This is a genomic window from Rhodoferax ferrireducens, assembly GCF_031458075.1.
GTDB lineage: Bacteria > Pseudomonadota > Gammaproteobacteria > Burkholderiales > Burkholderiaceae_C > Rhodoferax_B > Rhodoferax_B ferrireducens_A.
Genome location: NZ_JAVDXT010000001.1, coordinates 1648932 through 1665731, shown reverse-complemented (window position 1 = coordinate 1665731; position 16800 = coordinate 1648932). Strand labels below are relative to the sequence as shown.

At 64.6% G+C, this 16800-nt stretch carries 17 protein-coding genes; 6 read left to right on the top strand and 11 right to left on the bottom strand.

Going from position 1 to position 16800, the window contains the following annotated elements; translation table 11 throughout:
• Window positions 1-7: 7 nt before the first annotated feature.
• Genes J2X19_RS07725 through J2X19_RS07715 form a run of 3 tightly spaced genes read right to left on the bottom strand, consistent with a single transcriptional unit; the run spans window position 8 to window position 4766 of the window.
• Window positions 8-3091, bottom strand: coding sequence for an efflux RND transporter permease subunit (locus J2X19_RS07725; protein WP_116608072.1), 3084 nt, complete (start codon window positions 3089-3091; stop codon window positions 8-10).
• A complete protein-coding gene (locus J2X19_RS07720) occupies window positions 3088-4314 on the bottom strand; it encodes an efflux RND transporter periplasmic adaptor subunit (protein ID WP_310372128.1) in 1227 nt (408 codons plus the stop codon). The genes J2X19_RS07725 and J2X19_RS07720 overlap by 4 nt, the downstream gene beginning before the upstream one ends.
• The gene (locus J2X19_RS07715) at window positions 4311-4766 is read right to left on the bottom strand and encodes a MarR family winged helix-turn-helix transcriptional regulator (RefSeq protein WP_310372126.1); all 456 of its coding nucleotides are present in this window, start codon (window positions 4764-4766) and stop codon (window positions 4311-4313) included. The genes J2X19_RS07720 and J2X19_RS07715 overlap by 4 nt, the downstream gene beginning before the upstream one ends.
• Window positions 4767-5115: 349 nt before the next feature.
• Between J2X19_RS07715 and J2X19_RS07710 the strand changes: the two genes are divergently transcribed.
• Together J2X19_RS07710 and J2X19_RS07705 are read left to right on the top strand one after the other, a co-directional pair.
• Window positions 5116-5517, top strand: coding sequence for an RNA-binding protein (locus J2X19_RS07710; RefSeq protein ID WP_116608075.1), 402 nt, complete (start codon window positions 5116-5118; stop codon window positions 5515-5517).
• A gap of 107 nt (window positions 5518-5624) precedes the next feature.
• On the top strand, window positions 5625-6293 hold the full coding sequence (locus J2X19_RS07705; RefSeq protein WP_310372123.1) for a glutathione S-transferase: 669 nt from the start codon (window positions 5625-5627) through the stop codon (window positions 6291-6293).
• 20 nt (window positions 6294-6313) lie between these two features.
• Here J2X19_RS07705 and J2X19_RS07700 read toward each other — a convergent pair whose 3' ends face one another.
• From J2X19_RS07700 to J2X19_RS07665, 8 genes are all read right to left on the bottom strand, one after another.
• Window positions 6314-7273: a Gfo/Idh/MocA family oxidoreductase gene (locus J2X19_RS07700; protein WP_310372121.1), complete on the bottom strand. Its 960-nt coding sequence runs from the start codon at window positions 7271-7273 to the stop codon at window positions 6314-6316.
• Window positions 7274-8128, bottom strand: a complete 855-nt coding sequence (locus tag J2X19_RS07695) for a class III extradiol dioxygenase subunit beta (RefSeq protein WP_116608078.1) — start codon at window positions 8126-8128, stop codon at window positions 7274-7276.
• Between the two features lies 1 nt (window position 8129).
• The gene (gene ligA, locus J2X19_RS07690; protein ID WP_310372118.1) at window positions 8130-8573 is read right to left on the bottom strand and encodes a protocatechuate 4,5-dioxygenase subunit alpha; all 444 of its coding nucleotides are present in this window, start codon (window positions 8571-8573) and stop codon (window positions 8130-8132) included.
• A gap of 1 nt (window position 8574) precedes the next feature.
• Window positions 8575-9480, bottom strand: coding sequence for an amidohydrolase family protein (locus J2X19_RS07685; RefSeq protein ID WP_310372116.1), 906 nt, complete (start codon window positions 9478-9480; stop codon window positions 8575-8577).
• Window positions 9481-9511: 31 nt separating this feature from the next.
• Window positions 9512-10498, bottom strand: coding sequence for a Bug family tripartite tricarboxylate transporter substrate binding protein (locus J2X19_RS07680; RefSeq protein ID WP_092760932.1), 987 nt, complete (start codon window positions 10496-10498; stop codon window positions 9512-9514).
• Between the two features lie 100 nt (window positions 10499-10598).
• Complete coding sequence (gene ligK, locus J2X19_RS07675) at window positions 10599-11294, bottom strand: 4-carboxy-4-hydroxy-2-oxoadipate aldolase/oxaloacetate decarboxylase (protein WP_310372112.1); 696 nt, start codon at window positions 11292-11294, stop codon at window positions 10599-10601.
• A 20-nt stretch (window positions 11295-11314) separates the two neighbouring features.
• A complete protein-coding gene (locus J2X19_RS07670) occupies window positions 11315-12343 on the bottom strand; it encodes an amidohydrolase family protein (protein ID WP_116608186.1) in 1029 nt (342 codons plus the stop codon).
• 38 nt (window positions 12344-12381) lie between these two features.
• Window positions 12382-13071: a substrate-binding domain-containing protein gene (locus J2X19_RS07665; RefSeq protein ID WP_310372110.1), complete on the bottom strand. Its 690-nt coding sequence runs from the start codon at window positions 13069-13071 to the stop codon at window positions 12382-12384.
• Window positions 13072-13220: 149 nt separating this feature from the next.
• Between J2X19_RS07665 and J2X19_RS07660 the strand changes: the two genes are divergently transcribed.
• The 4 genes from J2X19_RS07660 to mmuM all read left to right on the top strand — a co-directional run bounded on the left by J2X19_RS07660 (window position 13221) and on the right by mmuM (window position 16795).
• Entirely contained in the window at window positions 13221-14126 is a 906-nt protein-coding gene (locus J2X19_RS07660; RefSeq protein ID WP_310372108.1) for a LysR substrate-binding domain-containing protein, read from the top strand.
• A gap of 91 nt (window positions 14127-14217) precedes the next feature.
• Window positions 14218-15033 (top strand): basic amino acid ABC transporter substrate-binding protein, encoded by an 816-nt coding sequence (locus tag J2X19_RS07655; RefSeq protein WP_310372106.1) that lies wholly within the window; start codon window positions 14218-14220, stop codon window positions 15031-15033.
• Between the two features lie 24 nt (window positions 15034-15057).
• On the top strand, window positions 15058-15810 hold the full coding sequence (locus J2X19_RS07650) for an amino acid ABC transporter permease (protein ID WP_310372104.1): 753 nt from the start codon (window positions 15058-15060) through the stop codon (window positions 15808-15810).
• Window positions 15811-15826: 16 nt separating this feature from the next.
• Window positions 15827-16795, top strand: coding sequence for a homocysteine S-methyltransferase (gene mmuM, locus J2X19_RS07645; protein WP_310372103.1), 969 nt, complete (start codon window positions 15827-15829; stop codon window positions 16793-16795).
• Window positions 16796-16800 lie beyond the last annotated feature (5 nt).

The following is a 16800-nucleotide window of genomic DNA, read 5'->3' as shown; positions in this document are numbered from 1 at the left end:
TAGTAAATCAGGCCTCGGCGATTTCGGGCGTCAACACAGGCCCCTTGCCGCTGAAGCGCTCCAGCGCCAGATAGATCACCGGCGTAATGAACAGCGTGATCGCCTGCGAGAACACCAGCCCGCCGACCACCGCCAAGCCCAGCGGCTGGCGCAGCTCGGCGCCGGCACCAATGCCCAGGGCGATGGGCAGCGCGCCCATCAAGGCCGCCAGCGTGGTCATCATGATGGGCCGGAAGCGCAGTATGCAGGCCTCGCGGATCGCCTGCGGCGGCGTCATGCCTTGGTGGCGCTGCGCCTCCAGCGCAAAGTCGATCATCATGATGGCGTTCTTCTTGACGATACCGATCAGCAGCACGATACCGATGGTGGCAATCAGGGTCAGGTCCTGGCCAAACAGCATCAACGTGGCCAGGGCGCCGACCGCTGCCGACGGCAGGCCGGCCAGGATGGTGATGGGGTGGATGTAGCTCTCGTACAGCACGCCCAGCAGCACATAGATCACCAGCAAGGCCGCAATCACCAGAATTGCCTGGCTGCCCTGCGAGCTCTGGAACACCGCCGCATCGCCGCCGTAGCTGGTGATGATGGACTCGGGCAGGCCAATGGCCTGGCGCGCCTCTTCGATCTTGGCGGTAGCGTCGCCCAGTGCCGCGCCGGGCGCCAGGTTGAACGACACCGTCACCGCCTGCAACTGGCCCACGTGGTTGATCGAGGTGGCACCCACCGTGCGCTCCACCGTGGTGAAGCTCGACAAAGGCACCAGCGCGCCAGTGCTCGAACGTACATAGATGCCGCCCAGCGCGCGCTCGTCCTGCTTGGCCTCGGGCGCGACTTCCATGATCACCTGGTAGCTGTCGGTGGGCAGGTAAATGGTCGAGACCTGGCGCTCACCGAAGGCGCTGAACAGCGCAGTGCGGATCGAGTCCACCGACACGCCCAGGGTGTTGGCGGCGTTGCGGTCGATCTTCAGCTGGGCCTGCAGGCCGCGTAGCTGCGAGTCGCTGGTGACGTCGCGGAACAGCGGGTTGGTACGCAACTGCTCCTGCAACTTGCCGGCCCAGGTATTGAGCTCGTCGGCCTTGATGCTTTGCAGGATGTACTGGTACTGCGCCTTGCTCTGGCGGCCGCCCAGCTGCAGGTTCTGCACCGGCCGCATGAACAGATTGATACCGGCCACGGTACGCACCTTGCGGCGCAGGCCTTCCATCACATCCTTCATCTTCTGCCGCTGGTTGGCGGCCTTGAGGGTGATGAACATGCGGCCGGTGTTCTGCGCGCCGCTGCCGCCATTGAAGGAGCTGACCACCGCCACGTTCGGGTCGGAACGGATCAGCGCGGCCGCGGCCTCTTGCAGCCGCACCATTTCGGGGAACGAGGTGTCTTCCGAGGCTTCGGTAGTCACCTGGATCTGGCCTATGTCTTCTTCCGGGAAAAAGCCCTTGGGGATCACCATCACCAGCCAGACCGTGGCCGCAAAGGTGGCGACTGCCACCACCAGCACCACGTTGCGGTGCCGCAGCGACAGATCGAGCATGCGGGTATAGCCGGCCAGCAAGGCGTTGAAGCCGGTCTCGAAGGAATGCACCAGCTTGCCCGGTGGCTTCTTGTGGCCTTCATCGCTGAGGAAGCGGCTGGCCATCATGGGCACCAGGGTCAGCGACACAAAGGCCGAGACCACGATGGACAAGCCCACCACCACCGCAAACTCGTGGAACAGCAAGCCGATCACGCCGGGCATGAAGAAGATGGGGATGAACACTGCGATCAGCGAAGTAGACATGGACACGATCGTGAAGCCCACCGCGCGCGAGCCGCGCAGCGCCGCCTGGAACGGCGGTTCGCCGTGTTCGACGCGGCGGATGATTTCCTCCAGCACCACGATGGCGTCGTCCACCACCAGGCCCACGGCCAGGGTCAGGCCCAGCAGCGAGATATTGTCCAGGCTGTAGTTCAGGCCCCAGAGCAGCGCCACCGCGCCAACCAGCGACACCGGCAGCGACAGTGCCGGAATCACCGTGGCCACAAAGCGGCGCAGAAACAAAAAGATCACCAGCACCACCAGCACCACGGTGCCCAGCAGGGTCAGCGACACGTCGTGCAAGGCCTCGCGCACTGACAGCGAACGGTCGTTGGTGGGCGTCATGCGCACCGATTGCGGCATCTGCGCCTGCAGGGCCGGCAAGGCCGCGCGGATCGAGTCCACCACCCGCACGGTGTTGGCGCCGGGCTGGCGCTGGATGGCCAGGGTGATGGAGTTTTCACCGTTGAAGGTGGCAAAGCTTTTCAGCGTTTCCAGGCTGTCTTCCACGCTGGCCACGTCGCGCAGGCGCACCGGGTTGCCGCCCTTGCTACTGACGATCAGGTCGGCAAAGTCGGCGGCGTTGCGCAGTTGCCGGTTGGCTTGCAGCACCAGGGTCTGGCGCGGGCCGTCGAGCGTGCCGACCGGGGTATTGACGTTGGCCGACTTGAGCGCGCTGCTCAGCTCGTCCAGCCCGATATTGCGCACCGCCAGCTCCTGTGGCTTGACCCGCACCCGCACCGCGTAGCGCTTGGCGCCAAAGATGTTCACCTGGGCCACGCCGTCGATGGTGGAGAAAGTGGGCGAAATCAGATGCTCGGCAAAGTCCTGCAGGTCGGCCGGTGCCAGCGAGGGCGAGGTCATGGCCACCAGCAGCACCGGCGCATCGGCCGGGTTCACCTTGCGGTACGAAGGCGGGTTGGTCATGTCCTGCGGCAAGGAGCGCTGGGCGCGCAGCAGGGCGGCCTGCACGTCGACCGCGGCGGCGTCGATGTCGCGGCCTTCGACGAATTCCAGGGTCAGCGAGGTGCTGCCCAGGGTGCTGGTGGAGCTGATGGTCTTCAGGCCGGGCACGGTCTGGAACTGCTTCTCCAGGATCAGCGCGACCGAGCTGGCCATGGTTTCCGGGTTCGCGCCGGGCAAGGAGGCCGACACATTGATCACCGGCGTGTCGTAGCTGGGCAGTGCCGCCACCGGGATGCTGCGGTAGCCGATCACGCCGGCCAGCACGATGGCCAGGTTCAGCAGCACCGTCATCACCGGACGGCGGATGAAGATTTCAGAGAAGTTCATGGTGCCACCGGCTTGGATGCACCGCCACGGGCCGGGCTGGACGCGGCGTCATGCGGTTCTTTGGCGTCCTTGCCGTCCTTACCTTCTTTCTTGCGCTCCACTACCCGGCTGCCGGGGCGCACGTTCTGTTTGCCGTCCAGGATGATGGCTTCGCCGGCCTTCACGCCGGAGACCGCCGCGTCATTGCCCTGGGCGTAAAGCAGCTTGATCGGCCGGGGGCTGGCCTTGCCGTCTTCCACCGCATACACGATGGTGCCGCGCGCGCCCTGGATGATGGCCGCCTGCGGCACGATGATCGCGTCCTTGATGGTGCTGACGGTTTGCGACACCTCGACAAACGCGCCCGGCCAGAGCTTGCCGTCCGGGTTGGCGAACACCGCCTTGGCTTTGACCGAGCCCGAGCTGGCATCCACCAGGTTGTCGACAAACTGCAGGCGGCCGTTGAAGCTGCCGCCGCCATCGGCCAGCTGGGCCGTCACCGCCGCGCCGCCGCCCTTGAGGGCGCCAAGCGCGTCGGTCAGGTTGCGCTGCGGCAGGCTGAAGCCCACGGCAATCGGGTCGAGCTGGGTGATGGTCACCAGGGTGGTGGTATTGGCCTGCACCGCGCTGCCCGCCGATACCGGCACCAGGCCCGCACGCCCGGCGTTGGGTGCGGTGATGCGTGCATACGACAGCGGCACCCGGGCCGCGTCGATGGCGGCCTGGTCGGCCGTCACGGTAGCGGCAGCGGCGTCCACGCCGGCCTGGGCCGTATCTACCGCGCCCTGGGAAATGAAATTCTGCGCCAGCAGCTGGCGATTGCGTTCCAGCTGGCGCTTGGCGTCGGCCAGGGTGGCCGTGTCCTTGGCCAGCTGGGCGCGGGCCTTGGCCACGTTGGCCTCGTCGGTACGCGCATCCAGCGTGAACATCAGCTGCCCGGCTTTGACGAACTGCCCTTCCTCGATATGCACCTTGGCCACCACGCTGGTGACCTGGGCCTTCACGTCCACGCTGGTCAGCGGTGTCACCGTGCCGGTGGCCTTGAGCACCACCGCCAGGTCGCGCTGCTGGGCCGGCACGGTGCTGACCGTGACCGGCGGCGAGGCCGCAGAAGCCGGCGCTGCCGGGCCACTGGCCGCACCCACCGGTGTCGCCGTTGCCACATCGGACTTGCCGGAGCAGCCCCACAGTCCAAGAGCGATCACGCCGCAGGCAAGATTCAGAAATAAAGGGTTGGTTTTCATCGTTGTGGTGTGTCGGATCGAAAAATGCGCCCCAATAGGGCCAAACCTGCTTGCAGGGACTGCAGCTCCTGCGATGTACATACGGCCAAAGCCGTTTCCAGATCGGCCTGGGCGCGCTGCTGGATCTGCGCCAGCTGGGCCTGGCCCGCCGCCGTCGCCTGCAGCTGCGAACGGCGCCGGTCGAAAGCCCCGGCCTGCGCCTGCACCAGCCCCGCCTTCACCAACCGGTCGGCCATGGCCGATGCTGTCGGCATGGTCACGCCCAGGAAGGCCGCGATCTCGCCAATCGAACAATCCGGCCGCTGCGCCACAAAGTTCAGGCAACGAAACTGCGGTACCGACAAATGGTCGTGCGCGCCGCGCCGCATGGCCTGGCGAATCGCATCCATGGCCGCCGGTACGACGTCCATCACCAGGGCAGCATGCTGTTGGAGCGGCGTGGTGGCGGTCATGGGCGTGAATCGGAAGGTCCAGATCGGTAACGGGTGGGGAGTGCGCAGGCAGGAATGCCCGCGCGCCAAGGCTTGCTTGGGCCAAAGCTTAGCCCAGCTAAGTGAAATCATAGGGCCAGGCAGGCACCGATTCTGGGTACGGAGGCTGCCACACAGTCGACAGGAGGTAAAGATATGCAAAAAGCCAACAAGTTCCAGCTGCCACGGCCCCTCAACAACGGTGCAGCAGCGGTGCGACGCTGGTCGGCAGTGCAGCGAGTCCTACATCCGAACAGGGTCAATCTCTACAGACACACCCCCCGCCGCGCGCAGTAATACAAGGAGACATCGATAACAACAAGGAGTCGACATGCAAAACTTTGAACTCACAAGCCACATGCTCACCATGGGTGGCGCGTTCTACCCCACGGGTTATGTATTTGCCATGTTCCCCAGCCTGGAGGATGCACAGCAGGTGGTGAAACGACTGCCGACCGAAAAGCACGACAAACCCACCATGCTGCTGCCAGCCGAGGCCGTGCTGGGCCAGCTGGTCCACACCCTGGGCGCCGCCGACACGCCCCTGCCCTCGGTAGGCACCGAAGGCGCCACCGTGCGCCAGTACGCCGAGCTGGCCAGCCAGGGGCATTGCGCGCTGATGGTCCACGCACCCAACGCCAAGGACACCGAGGCGGTGATGGAGGTGGTGCGTTCGGTGCCCTTCTCTTGCGCCCGCAAGTACCGCACGCTGGTGATTGAAGACCTGAGCTGATGGTTGCAGCAGTAGCCCCAGCGGCCGCAGGAATTTAAGCCAAACAGGCCGCTGGTGCTTTTCTAGCATGCGCATAATGCTGCATTATTTGTAGCAACTTACCGACCATGCTGACTGTCCACCACCTGAACAATTCCCGCTCCCAACGCGTACTCTGGCTGCTGGAAGAGCTGGAACTACCCTACGAGATCGTGCGCTACCAGCGCGATGCGCAGACCCTGCTGGCGCCGCCCAGCCTGCGCGCCATCCACCCGCTGGGCAAGTCACCGGTCGTCACCGATGGCGATCTGCTGCTGGCCGAATCCGGCGCGATTGTGGAGACCGTGATCGAGCACTACGGCAACGGCCGCCTGGCCCCGGCCCTGGGCACCCCCGAGCGGCTGCGCTTTCGCTACTGGCTGCATTACGCCGAAGGCTCGGCCATGCCGCCGCTGCTGCTGAAGCTGGTGTTCGACAAGATCGACAACACAGCCATGCCCTTCTTCGCCAAGCCCATCGCCAAGGCGATCTCCGGCAAGGTCAAGCAGAGCTTCATCCTGCCGCAACTCAAAACCCACCTGGACTTCATGGAAGCCGAGCTGGGCAAAAGCCTGTGGTTCGCCGGCGATGCATTCAGCGGCGCCGACATCCAGATGAGCTTTCCCCTGGAAGCCGCAGCCACCCGTGGCGGGCTGAACGCCAGCCGGCCCAAGCTGATGGCCTACCTGGCCCGCATACACGAACGGCCCGCCTACCAGCGGGCGCTGGCCAAGGGCGGGCCGTTCACACTGGGCTGACGCCCAGTTAAGCAGTTCAATCAGGCAGCGTTCAGTTGCTGCTCGAGTCCGTGCAGCACGCGGTAGCACGGCAACACCTTGGCGACGCTGCTGTTGGGCTCACGGCCTTCGCGGATGGCGGCGAAGAACTCACGGTCTTGCAGCTCGATGCCGTTCATCGACACCGCCACCTGGCTTACGTCGATCTTCTCGTCCTTGCCGTTGTACAGGTCGTCGTAGCGCGCCAGATAGGTCGCGGTATCGCCGATGTAGCGGAAGTAGGTGCCCAGCGGGCCGTCGTTGTTGAAGCTCAGGCTCAGGGTGCAGATCGCACCATTCGCCGCCTTCAGCTGGATCGACATGTCCATCGCAATCCCCAGCACCGGGTGTATCGGGCCCTGGATGGCATTGGCCTGCACGATGGGACTGCCGGCCTGGTAGGCAAACAGGTCCACCGTGTGGGCTGCGTGGTGCCATAGCAGGTGGTCGGTCCAGCTGCGGGCCTGGCCCAGCGCATTGCTATTGGTGCGGCGGAAGAAATAGGTCTGCACATCCATTTGCTGGATGTTGAATGCGCCGGACTTGATCTGGTTGTGCACGTACTGGTGGCTGGGGTTGAAGCGGCGGGTATGGCCGACCATGGCCACCAGGCCGGACGTCGCGGCCACAGCCGCCACCTCTTCGGCACCGGCCAGCGTATCGGCGAGAGGAATCTCTACCTGCACGTGCTTGCCGGCGCGCAGGCATTGCAGGGTCTGGGCTGCGTGGATCTGCGTGGGGGTGCACAGAATCACCGCGTCCACTTCGGGCAGGGCCAGGCTTTCGGCCAGGTCGTCGGTGACGTGCTTGATGCCGTACTTGGCTGCGACTTCACGGGTTTTTTCCATGTCGCGGCCTATGACCGACACGGCTTCCACGCCGTCGATCAGGGCGATCGCGTCCAGGTGCTTGGTGCCGAAGGCGCCTGCGCCCGCCAGGGCGACTTTGATGGTTTTAGCCATTTAGTTGTTCTCCAGAATCAGATGGCCGACGGCCGTGTTGGATGCGGGTACATGGTAGAAGCGGTGCTTGAGCGTGGGCGCCGGGCCACCGGCCACATCCGACATGGCGCCGCGTGCGATCAGCCACATCACCAGCTCGATGCCTTCAGAGCCGGCTTCGCGCACGTAGTCGATATGCGGCTGGTCGGCTTGGGCCGCGGGGTCGGCGATCAGGCGGTCCAGGAACTGGTTGTCGAAGTCCTTGTTGATCAGGCCGGCGCGCGCGCCCTGCAGCTGGTGGCTCATGCCGCCGGTACCCCAGATCTGCACCTTCAGCGGCTGGTCGAACGACTCGATGGCCTTGCGGATGGCCTTGCCGAGCTCGAAGCAGCGGCGGCCCGATGGCACAGGGTACTGCACCACGTTGACGGCAAACGGAATCACCGGGCAAGGCCAGGCTTCGGGTTGGCCACACATCAGGCTCAAGGGCACGGTCAGGCCGTGGTCCACGTCCATCTTGTTGACGATGGTCAGGTCAAAGTCCTGCTGGATCACCGACTGGGCAATGTGCGCGGCCAGCTCGGGGTGGCCGATCACCTTGGGCACGGGGCGCGGACCCCAGCCTTCGTCGGCCGGCTGGTATTCGGCGGCGGTGCCGATGGCGAAGGTCGGGATCATGTCCAGGCTGAACGCGGTCGCGTGGTCGTTGAAGACCAGGAAGATCACGTCGGGCTTGTTGTCCTTCATCCATTGCTTGGACGGCTCATAGCCGGCAAACAGCGGCTGCCAGTACGGCTCCTGGGTCTTGCCCAGGTCGATGGCCGCGCCGATGGCGGGGACATGGGAGGTGTAAACGCTGGCGGTAATCTTGGCCATATCAGTGTGTCGCTTTCTTGCCTGCGGAGCCCTGGGGTTGGCGGTGGGCCTGCGCGTCGCCGTCTTCACCGACCACACGGTTACCTTCGGCCGAACGGCCGCCGGAGACCATCATGTTGCGGTATTCCTCTTCGGTCATGCCGGTCATGCTGCCGGCCATCTGCTGGAAGCTCAGGCCGTGGGTGGCGCCGATCTTGGCCAGGAAGTAGATGTTGCCGCCCAGCGAAATGCAGCGGTTCAGGTCCATGTCCAGCACGGCCTGCTTCTGCGCTTCGCTCATCGGCCAGGTGTCCAGGTAGGCACGCTGGTCGGCCTTGAACTTTTCGCGGTTCTCGGCCTTCATCAGCGACATGCAGAACTGGTTCAGGTGGTAGCCCATGCGGCTTTGTTCAGCATCAAAGATGGTGGTGCCGGGCACGTCCAAATACGGTTTGTCCAAGGACATTTCAGCTCCAGTACAAACGGGTTGGGTTATCGACCAGCAGCTTGCGCTGCAACTCGGCAGTCGGCGCGATCTGCGGGATGTAGTCGACCAGCAGGCCGTCGTCGGGCATGTGGTCCTTCAGATTCGGGTGCGGCCAGTCGGTGCCCCAGAGCACGCGGTCGGGGAAGGTTTCCACCAGGTGCTTGGCGAACGGCACCACGTCCTGGTAAGCATGCTGTTCGCCGTTCAGGGCTTTCGGGCCACTGACACTAAGGCGCTCGGGGCAGCTGACCTTGCTCCAAATATTGCTGTGCTCGCGCATCATCTTCAGGAACAGACCGAACTCGGGGCCGGTCACCGGCTTGCTCACATCGGGGCGGCCCATATGGTCAACCACCACGGTAGTCGGCAGTGCGGTGAAGAAGTCGTACAGCTCGGGCAGGTCGACGGCTTCGAAGTAGATCACCACATGCCAGCCCAGCGGGGCAATGCGGTTGGCGATCTCCAGCAGCACTTCGCGCGGAGTGAAGTCGGCCAGGCGCTTGACGAAGTTGAAACGCGTGCCGCGCACGCCGGCGGCATGCATCTCTTGCAGCTCGGCATCGGTGACATTGCGGTTCACCGTGGCCACACCCTTGGCCTTGCCGTTCGAGGCCTTCAGCGCATCGACCAGGGCCCGGTTGTCGCTGCCATGGCAGGTGGCCTGCACGATGACGTTCTTGTCAAAGCCCAGGTGGTCGCGCAGGGCGAACAGCTGTTCTTTGGACGCATCGCAAGGCGTGTACTTGCGCTCCGGCGCATACGGAAACTTGTCGCCGGGGCCAAACACGTGACAATGGGCATCCACTGCCCCAGCGGGCAGCTGGAAGCGGGGTTTGCTGGGGCCGGTGTACCAGTCCAGCCAGCCAGGGGTTTTAGTGAATTCCATACGATTCTTTCTATTTGCTTAGGCGATGGATTTAGTCCAGCGAGACGTTGGCTTTTTTGATGATCTCGGCGTAACGCTTGGTCTCTGTCTGGATGTACTGGGCCAGCTGTTCGCGGGTCTGCACAAAGGGCTCGTAGCCAAAGGACAGGAACTTCTCTTTCACGTCCGGCTCGGCCAGGGCTTTTTCGATGTCGCGCTTGATCTTGTCGGCCACGGCCGGTGGCAAGCCCTTGGGCGCAGCAATCGCATTCCAGCCGCTGACTTCGAAGTTGGCGGGGCCGCCGGCTTCGGTGACTGTGGGCACATCGGGATAGCCAGCCAGGCGCTTGGGTGCGGCCACAGCCAGGAAGCGCAGCTTGTTGGCGCGCAGCAGCGGGCCGGCGGTGGCGCTGGTGCCGAGGGCGTAGGCCAGCTCGTTGGTCGCCACGGCGGTGTAGAGCTGGGTGGTTTCCTTGTAGATCACGTGCTCCATCTTGGTACCGGCCACGGTGTCGAACAGCTCGGAGCCCAGGTGCACCGGGTTGCCCACCGACCAGGAGCCGTAGTTCAGCTTGCCCGGATGGGCCTTGGCGTCGGCCACCAAGTCGCCAATCTTCTTGTACGGGCTGTCGTTGCCCACGGTGAAGAAGAAATAGGTCTTGAACAGCGGCAGCAATGTGTCGAAATCCTTGTCCACGTCGTAAGGCAGCTTCTTGAACAGGCTCTGGTAGGCGGTCAGGTGCACGAAGTCCAGCTGGATCAGGTCATGCCCGTCCTTGGCGCCGCGCTTGAAGGCGTCGATGGCGATGAAGCCGTTGCCACCGGGGCGGTTTTCCACCACCACCGGCTGGCCCCAGGCGCGGGACAGTTTATCGGCCACCAGGCGGGCCACGCCATCGGGGCCGCCGCCTACCGGGAACGGCGTGATGATGCGCACCGGCTTGGTGGGAAAGCTCTGAGCGCTGGCCAGGCCGGGCAGCAACGCCGCCAGAGCAGCGAGGCCGAGAGTCAGGCCGAGGCGGCGGGTAATAGATGTCATGCGAAGGTCTCCGATTGGTTATCAATAAACTGCTAACGCTATTAATTAAATAGCTGCCTGCGCTTACTTCATAAGCGCCACAGGCCTTTTTCTTTTAAATTCAGTCGATGTACTTCAAGCCGGCTTTTTCCAGCGGCTCGCGCATCTTGTACATGTCCAGGCCCAGCACGCCGGCGGCCAGCTTGGCGCGCTTTTCGCCTTCGAAGCTTTCGCGGTGCTCGGCGGCATCGGCCACCTGGGCGGCAATCGCGGCGGGCACGACGACCACGCCGTCCACATCGGCGATCACCACGTCACCCGGATTCACCACGGCGCCGGCGCAGACGATTTGCACATTGACCGAGCCCAGCGTGGCCTTGATCGTGCCCTTGGCGTTGATGGCCTTGCTGAACACCGGGAAGCCCATTTTTTCCAGGTCGGCCACGTCGCGCACGCCGCCATCGATGATCAGGCCCTTGGCGCCACGCGCCTGGAAGCTGGTCGCCAGCAGGTCGCCGAAGAAGCCGTCTTCGTTGTCGGTAGTGCAGGCGGCTACCGCCACGTCGCCGGGCTGCAGCTGCTCGGCCGCCACGTGCATCATCCAGTTGTCGCCGGGCTGCAGCAGCACGGTGACGGCCGTGCCGCAGATCTTGGCGCCGCTGTAGATCGGGCGCATATAGGGCTTCATCAGACCGACGCGGCCCATGGCTTCGTGGATGGTGGCCACGCCGAGCTTGGACAGGCGCTCTACCGCAGCCTTGTCGGCGCGCACGATGTTGCGCTTGACGATGCCGAGGTTGTTCATGGGGACGCTCATAAAAATCTCCTGATTGGGTGTTATTGGTTTTTGGCTTTGAGGGCGGCGTCCAGGCGCGGGAACACGCGGCGCGCATTGCCTTCGTAAATCTGGAAGCGGTCGTCATCGCTGAGGATCTTGCTGGCTTCGATGTAACGCTTGGTGTCGTCGTAGTAGTTGCCGGTCTGCGGGTCGATGCCGCGCACCGCGCCTATCATTTCGCTGGCAAACAGCACGTTCTTCACCGGGATCACGGTGTTCAGCAGGTCGATGCCCGGCTGGTGGTAGACGCAGGTGTCGAAGAAGATGTTGTTCAGCAGATGCTCTTCCAGCAGCGGCTTCTTCAGCTCTTGCGCCAGACCGCGGAAACGCCCCCAGTGGTAGGGCACGGCGCCGCCGCCATGCGGAATCAGGAAGCGCAGCGTGGGGAAGTCTTTGAACAGATCGCTGGTCAGGCACTGCATGAAGGCCGTGGTGTCGGCGTTCAGGTAGTGCGCGCCGGTGGTGTGGAAGCAGGCGTTGCAGCTGGTGCTGACGTGGATCATCGCGGGGATGTCGTACTCCACCATCTTCTCGTAGATCGGGTACCAGTGCTTGTCGCTCAACGGCGGCGAGGTCCAGTGGCCGCCGCTGGGATCAGGGTTCAGGTTGATGCCGACGTTGCCGTATTCCTTGACGCACTTTTCCAGCTCGGGGATGCAGGTCGCGGGGTCCACGCCCGGGCTTTGCGGCAGCATGGCCGCGCCGATGAAGTTGTCGGGGAACAGCTGGGCCACGCGGTAGCAGAGCTCGTTGCAGATCGCCGCCCAGGTACTGGACACATTGAAGTCGCCAATGTGGTGGGCCATGAAGCTGGCGCGCGGGCTGAAGATGGTCAGGTCGCTGCCGCGCTCTTTCATCAGGCGCAGCTGGTTGTTTTCAATCGTCTCGCGCAGCTCGTCGTCGCTGATCTTCAAATCCGCCACTTTGGGCATCAGGGCCGGGTCTTTGATGCCGGCGATCTGCTGGTTGCGCCAGTTCTCCAGCGCCTTGGGCGCCGTGGTGTAGTGGCCGTGGCAGTCGATGATCAGAGGTTTTTTCATGCAATGTCTCCTGGGGGTTCAATGTCTTAAATGGGGTCCATGCCCTGGCTGCGCTTGACGCCGGCCGCGTCGGGCGAATTCATGTAGTCCAACATAGCGCGCACAGCGTCGGCCTGCAAACTACCCGTGGCCACTGCGGCCGAAAAAGTGGTGATGACCTGGATCGCCGGGGGCAGTGGCCCCAGCACGGTGATGCCGTCGAGGTTCAGCAATTCGCTCAGCTGCTGAAAGCCCAGCTCGACCTCGCCGCGCGCCACCAGCGTGCCGACGGGCACACCGGGCGGGGCTTGGACGATGCGGCCTTTGATTTCCTCGGCAATGCCCCAGCGCTCGAACAGCTTGGCCAGCGCCACGCCGCTGGGGCCGGTGGAATAGCTGATGCTGCGCGCTGCGCGCACGGCGTCGCGCACGGCGTCTTCGCTCGCAATATCGGGCCGGGGCGCGTCGGCCCGCACCGCCACCGCCACGCCCGAGCGCACAAGGTCCACCTTGGAGCCGGCCTGCAGATGGCCGGCCGCCAGCAGTTTGTCGATGGCGTCCGAGGCCAGAATCACCACATCAAAGGCCTCGCCGGCCTGCACCCGCTTGGCCGCGTCCACGCCGCCCACGGATTCGATGTCGACCCGAAAACCCGAGTGCAGCTGGAACCCGGCTACCAACTCCGCCAGCAGCTGGCGCGTGGCCATGGAGGAAATACCTTTGATTACCGTGGTCATGCAAGTCAGGCGGCAGAGTTGAACATTGCAAGCATTGTGGCAACGCCAGCGTATGCAGCCAAGGCCACGCAGCCTCTATCAGATATTGCAAATCGGCATAATCACGAGAAAGGTATTCAATAAGTCATCCGCACGACACCACGTCCCCCATGAATCTGAAACAGCTCGAATACTTTGTGCGCGTGGCCGAACTGGGCAGCTTCACCCGTGCCTCGTTAGCCCTGAACATCGCCCAGCCGGCCCTCAGCCGCCAGATCCGCCTGCTGGAGGTGGAGCTGCGGCACAACCTACTGGTACGCAACGGCCGGGGCGCGGCGCCCACCGAGGCCGGCAAGCTGCTGCTGGAGCACGGCCGCGGCATCCTGCACCAGGTGGAGCGCGCGCAGGAAGAGCTGGGCCGGGTCCGCGGTGGCCTGGCCGGCCGGGTGGCGATTGGCCTGCCCAGCAGCCTGGCGCGGGTGCTCACCGTACCGCTGACCCGCGCATTCCGCCAGCAGCTGCCCGATGCAGCCTTGTCGATCCGCGAAGGCCTGTCGGTGGAGCTGCAGCGCTCGCTGGTGGCCGGCCAGCTTGATATTGCCGTGCTGTACAACGCCCAGGCGAATGCCGACATCGAAATCGCCCCGCTGATGACCGAAGAGCTGCTGCTGGTACAGGCGCGCCCGCCCGGCCTGCCCGAAGACCCGCCGCCCGGCCCCATCGGCCTGCGCGAAGTGGCCCAGCTGCCGCTGGTGATCCCCAGCCGGCCCAACGCCATCCGCATGCACGTGGAGACCGAGATGGCGAATATCGGCTGCCGCCCGCGGGTGGTGCTGGAGATCGACGGCGTGGCCGCCATCCTGGACCTGGTGGCCGATGGCGCGGGCTGCGCCCTGCTGTCGCGCAACGCCGTGGCCAGCTCGATCCGCCCCTCGGCCTTTACCACCCGGGCGGTGGAGCCGGCTTTGCAGACCCAGGTGGCGCTGGCTACCAGCTCGCTGCGGCCCAGCACGCTGACCCAGCAAGCCACCTTGGAGCTGATACGCCGCACCGTGGCACAAGGCAATAGCGGATAAGGATATGCCTAAAAGTGGATGTGAACCCACGCATAATCCAGCCCTGCTTTATTCCCAACTCACCATAAGCCGCCTTGCGCGGCCTCTTGCCATGCATTTCAAACGCCATTTCCTCCTGTCCGTTGCCGCTCTGTCCGTGGGCGTATTGCTCAGCGCCTGCAACAAGCCCGCGTCCGAACCCGCCGCTGCGGCCCCCGCCGCTCCCGCTCCCGCGCCAGCCGCCCGCGTGGTGACCGTCGGCACCGACCCGACCTACGCGCCCTTCGAGTTCCAGAACGAAAAAGGCGAGATCGTGGGCTTCGATATCGACGTGGTACGTGCCGCCGCCCAGAAAGCCGGGCTGGAAGTGAAGTTTGTCAGCACCCCCTGGGAAGGCGCGATCAACGCCCTGACCCAGGGCGACCGCGACCTGCTGGTGTCGGCCATCACCATCACCGACGAGCGCAAGCAAAGCATCGATTTCACCGAGCCCTACTTCGAGGCCAGCCAGCTGATCGCCGTGTCCGCCAGCTCCACCGCCACCCAGCTGGCCGATCTGAAGAAAAGCAAGATCGGTGTACAGACCTCCACCACCGGTGAAGAAGTGGTGGTCAAGCTGCTGGGCAAGACCAGCAGCAACATCAAACGCTTTGAATCCACGCCGCTGGCCCTGTCGGAGCTGGCTGCGGGCGGCGTCGATGCCGTGGTGGCCGACAACGGTGTGATCAGCCATTACCTGGCCAACAACCCCAGTGCCAAGTTCAAGGCCTTGAGCGACCCCAGCTTCGCCCCCGAGTTCTATGGCCTGGCGCTGAAGAAAGGCAATACCGAACTGCAAACCCTGCTGAACAAAGGTCTGGCCGACATCAAGGCCGATGGCAGCTACCAAAAAATCTACGACCAGTACTTCGCACCCGCAGCCAAGTAAAGCTGCGTAGACAAGGAGCACACAGTGGTGTGGCGTTGGGACATTCTGGCCGGCTACGGCCCCCTGTTTGCACAGGCCCTGTGGATGACGGTGCAGCTCACCGTGATCGCCACCGGGGCCGGCATGCTGCTGGGTGCGGCCATAGGCCTGGTCAATACCAATAGCCTGGCGCCCGCCGCCCCACCCTGGTCGCTGGCCTGGGCGCTGAAGCTGCTGCGCCTGCTGGCCACGGCCTTCGTTACCTTTTTCCGCGGCACGCCGCTGTTCGTGCAGATCCTACTGGTGCACTTTGCGCTGATGCCGTTGCTGGTGCATCCCGACGATGGCTGGCTGCTGCGCGGCGAGCTGGCGCGCGAGTTCCGGCAGAACCACGGCGCCTTTTTGTCCGGCGCGCTGGCGCTGACCCTGAATGCCGGGGCTTATATCTCCGAGATCTTCCGCGCCGGCATCCAGAGCATCCATGGGGGCCAGACCGCCGCCGCCCAAAGCCTGGGCATGACGCCCTGGCAGAGCATGCGCTACATCGTGCTGCCGCAGGCCTTCCGGCGCATGGTGCCGGCGCTGGTGAACGAAAGCGTAGCCCTGGTCAAAGACACCTCGCTGGTCTCGGCCATCGGCCTGTTGGAGCTGGCCATGGCCGCCCGCACCGTGGCCGGCGCCTATTCGCGCTACTGGGAGCCGTACCTGGCGATCTCGGCCATGTACCTGGTGCTGACCTGGACTTTGTCGCGCCTGGCGAAAAAACTCGAAGTGCCCGAACATGCACGCGGACGCTGAACGTACACACTAGAACATGCAAAACTCTCCTCTTGACGACTTTTTCGCCCAGCGCGCGCTGGTGATACTCGACGGCGCCCTGGCCACCGAATTGGAGCGCCGCGGCGCCGACCTGAACGACCCGCTGTGGTCGGCCAAGCTGCTGATCGAGCGGCCCGAGCTGATCCGCCAGGTACACCTGGACTACTTCCTGGCCGGCGCCGATGTGGCCACCACTTCCAGCTACCAGGCTACCTTCGAGGCCTTCGCCAAGCGCGGCTTCGACCACGCGGCCTCGGCCCAGCTGATGCGCGACTCGGTACGTCTGGCGGTCGAGGCGCGCGATGCGTTCTGGGCCGAGCCGGCGCACCGCGTAGGCCGCAAGCAGCCCATCATTGCCGCCTCGGTCGGCCCCTACGGCGCGATGCTGGCCGACGGCTCCGAATACCGCGGCCACTACGGCCTGGGCGAAGAAGCGCTGATGGACTTCCACCGGCCCCGCCTGCAGGTGCTGGTCGAGTCCGGCGCCGACCTGCTGGCCTGCGAAACCATCCCCTGCCTGGCCGAGGCCCGGGCCATCGCCCGCCTGCTGCCCGAGTTTCCGGGCGCCGCGGCGTGGATCAGCTTCTCCTGCCGCGACGGCCTGCACACCAGCCAGGGTGAGCTGCTGGCCGACTGCGTGGCCGCGCTGGAAGGTTTTGACCAGGTGGTGGCGGTGGGCGTCAACTGCACTGCGCCCGAGCACATCGCCTCGCTGGTCGACCAGATGCATGCCCACACCCGCAAGCCCATCCTGGTCTATCCGAATTCGGGCGAACACTACGACGCCGCCCACAAGCAATGGCATGGCAATCCCAGCGCCTCGCACTTTGCCGAACAGGCACGCGGCTGGCACGCCCGCGGTGCACGCCTGATCGGCGGCTGCTGCCGCACCGGGCCGGACGACATCGCCGCCGTGCGCCAATGGGCCGCGGCCTCGCTGCCGCCGTCCAACGCCAGCGCATGATCCTC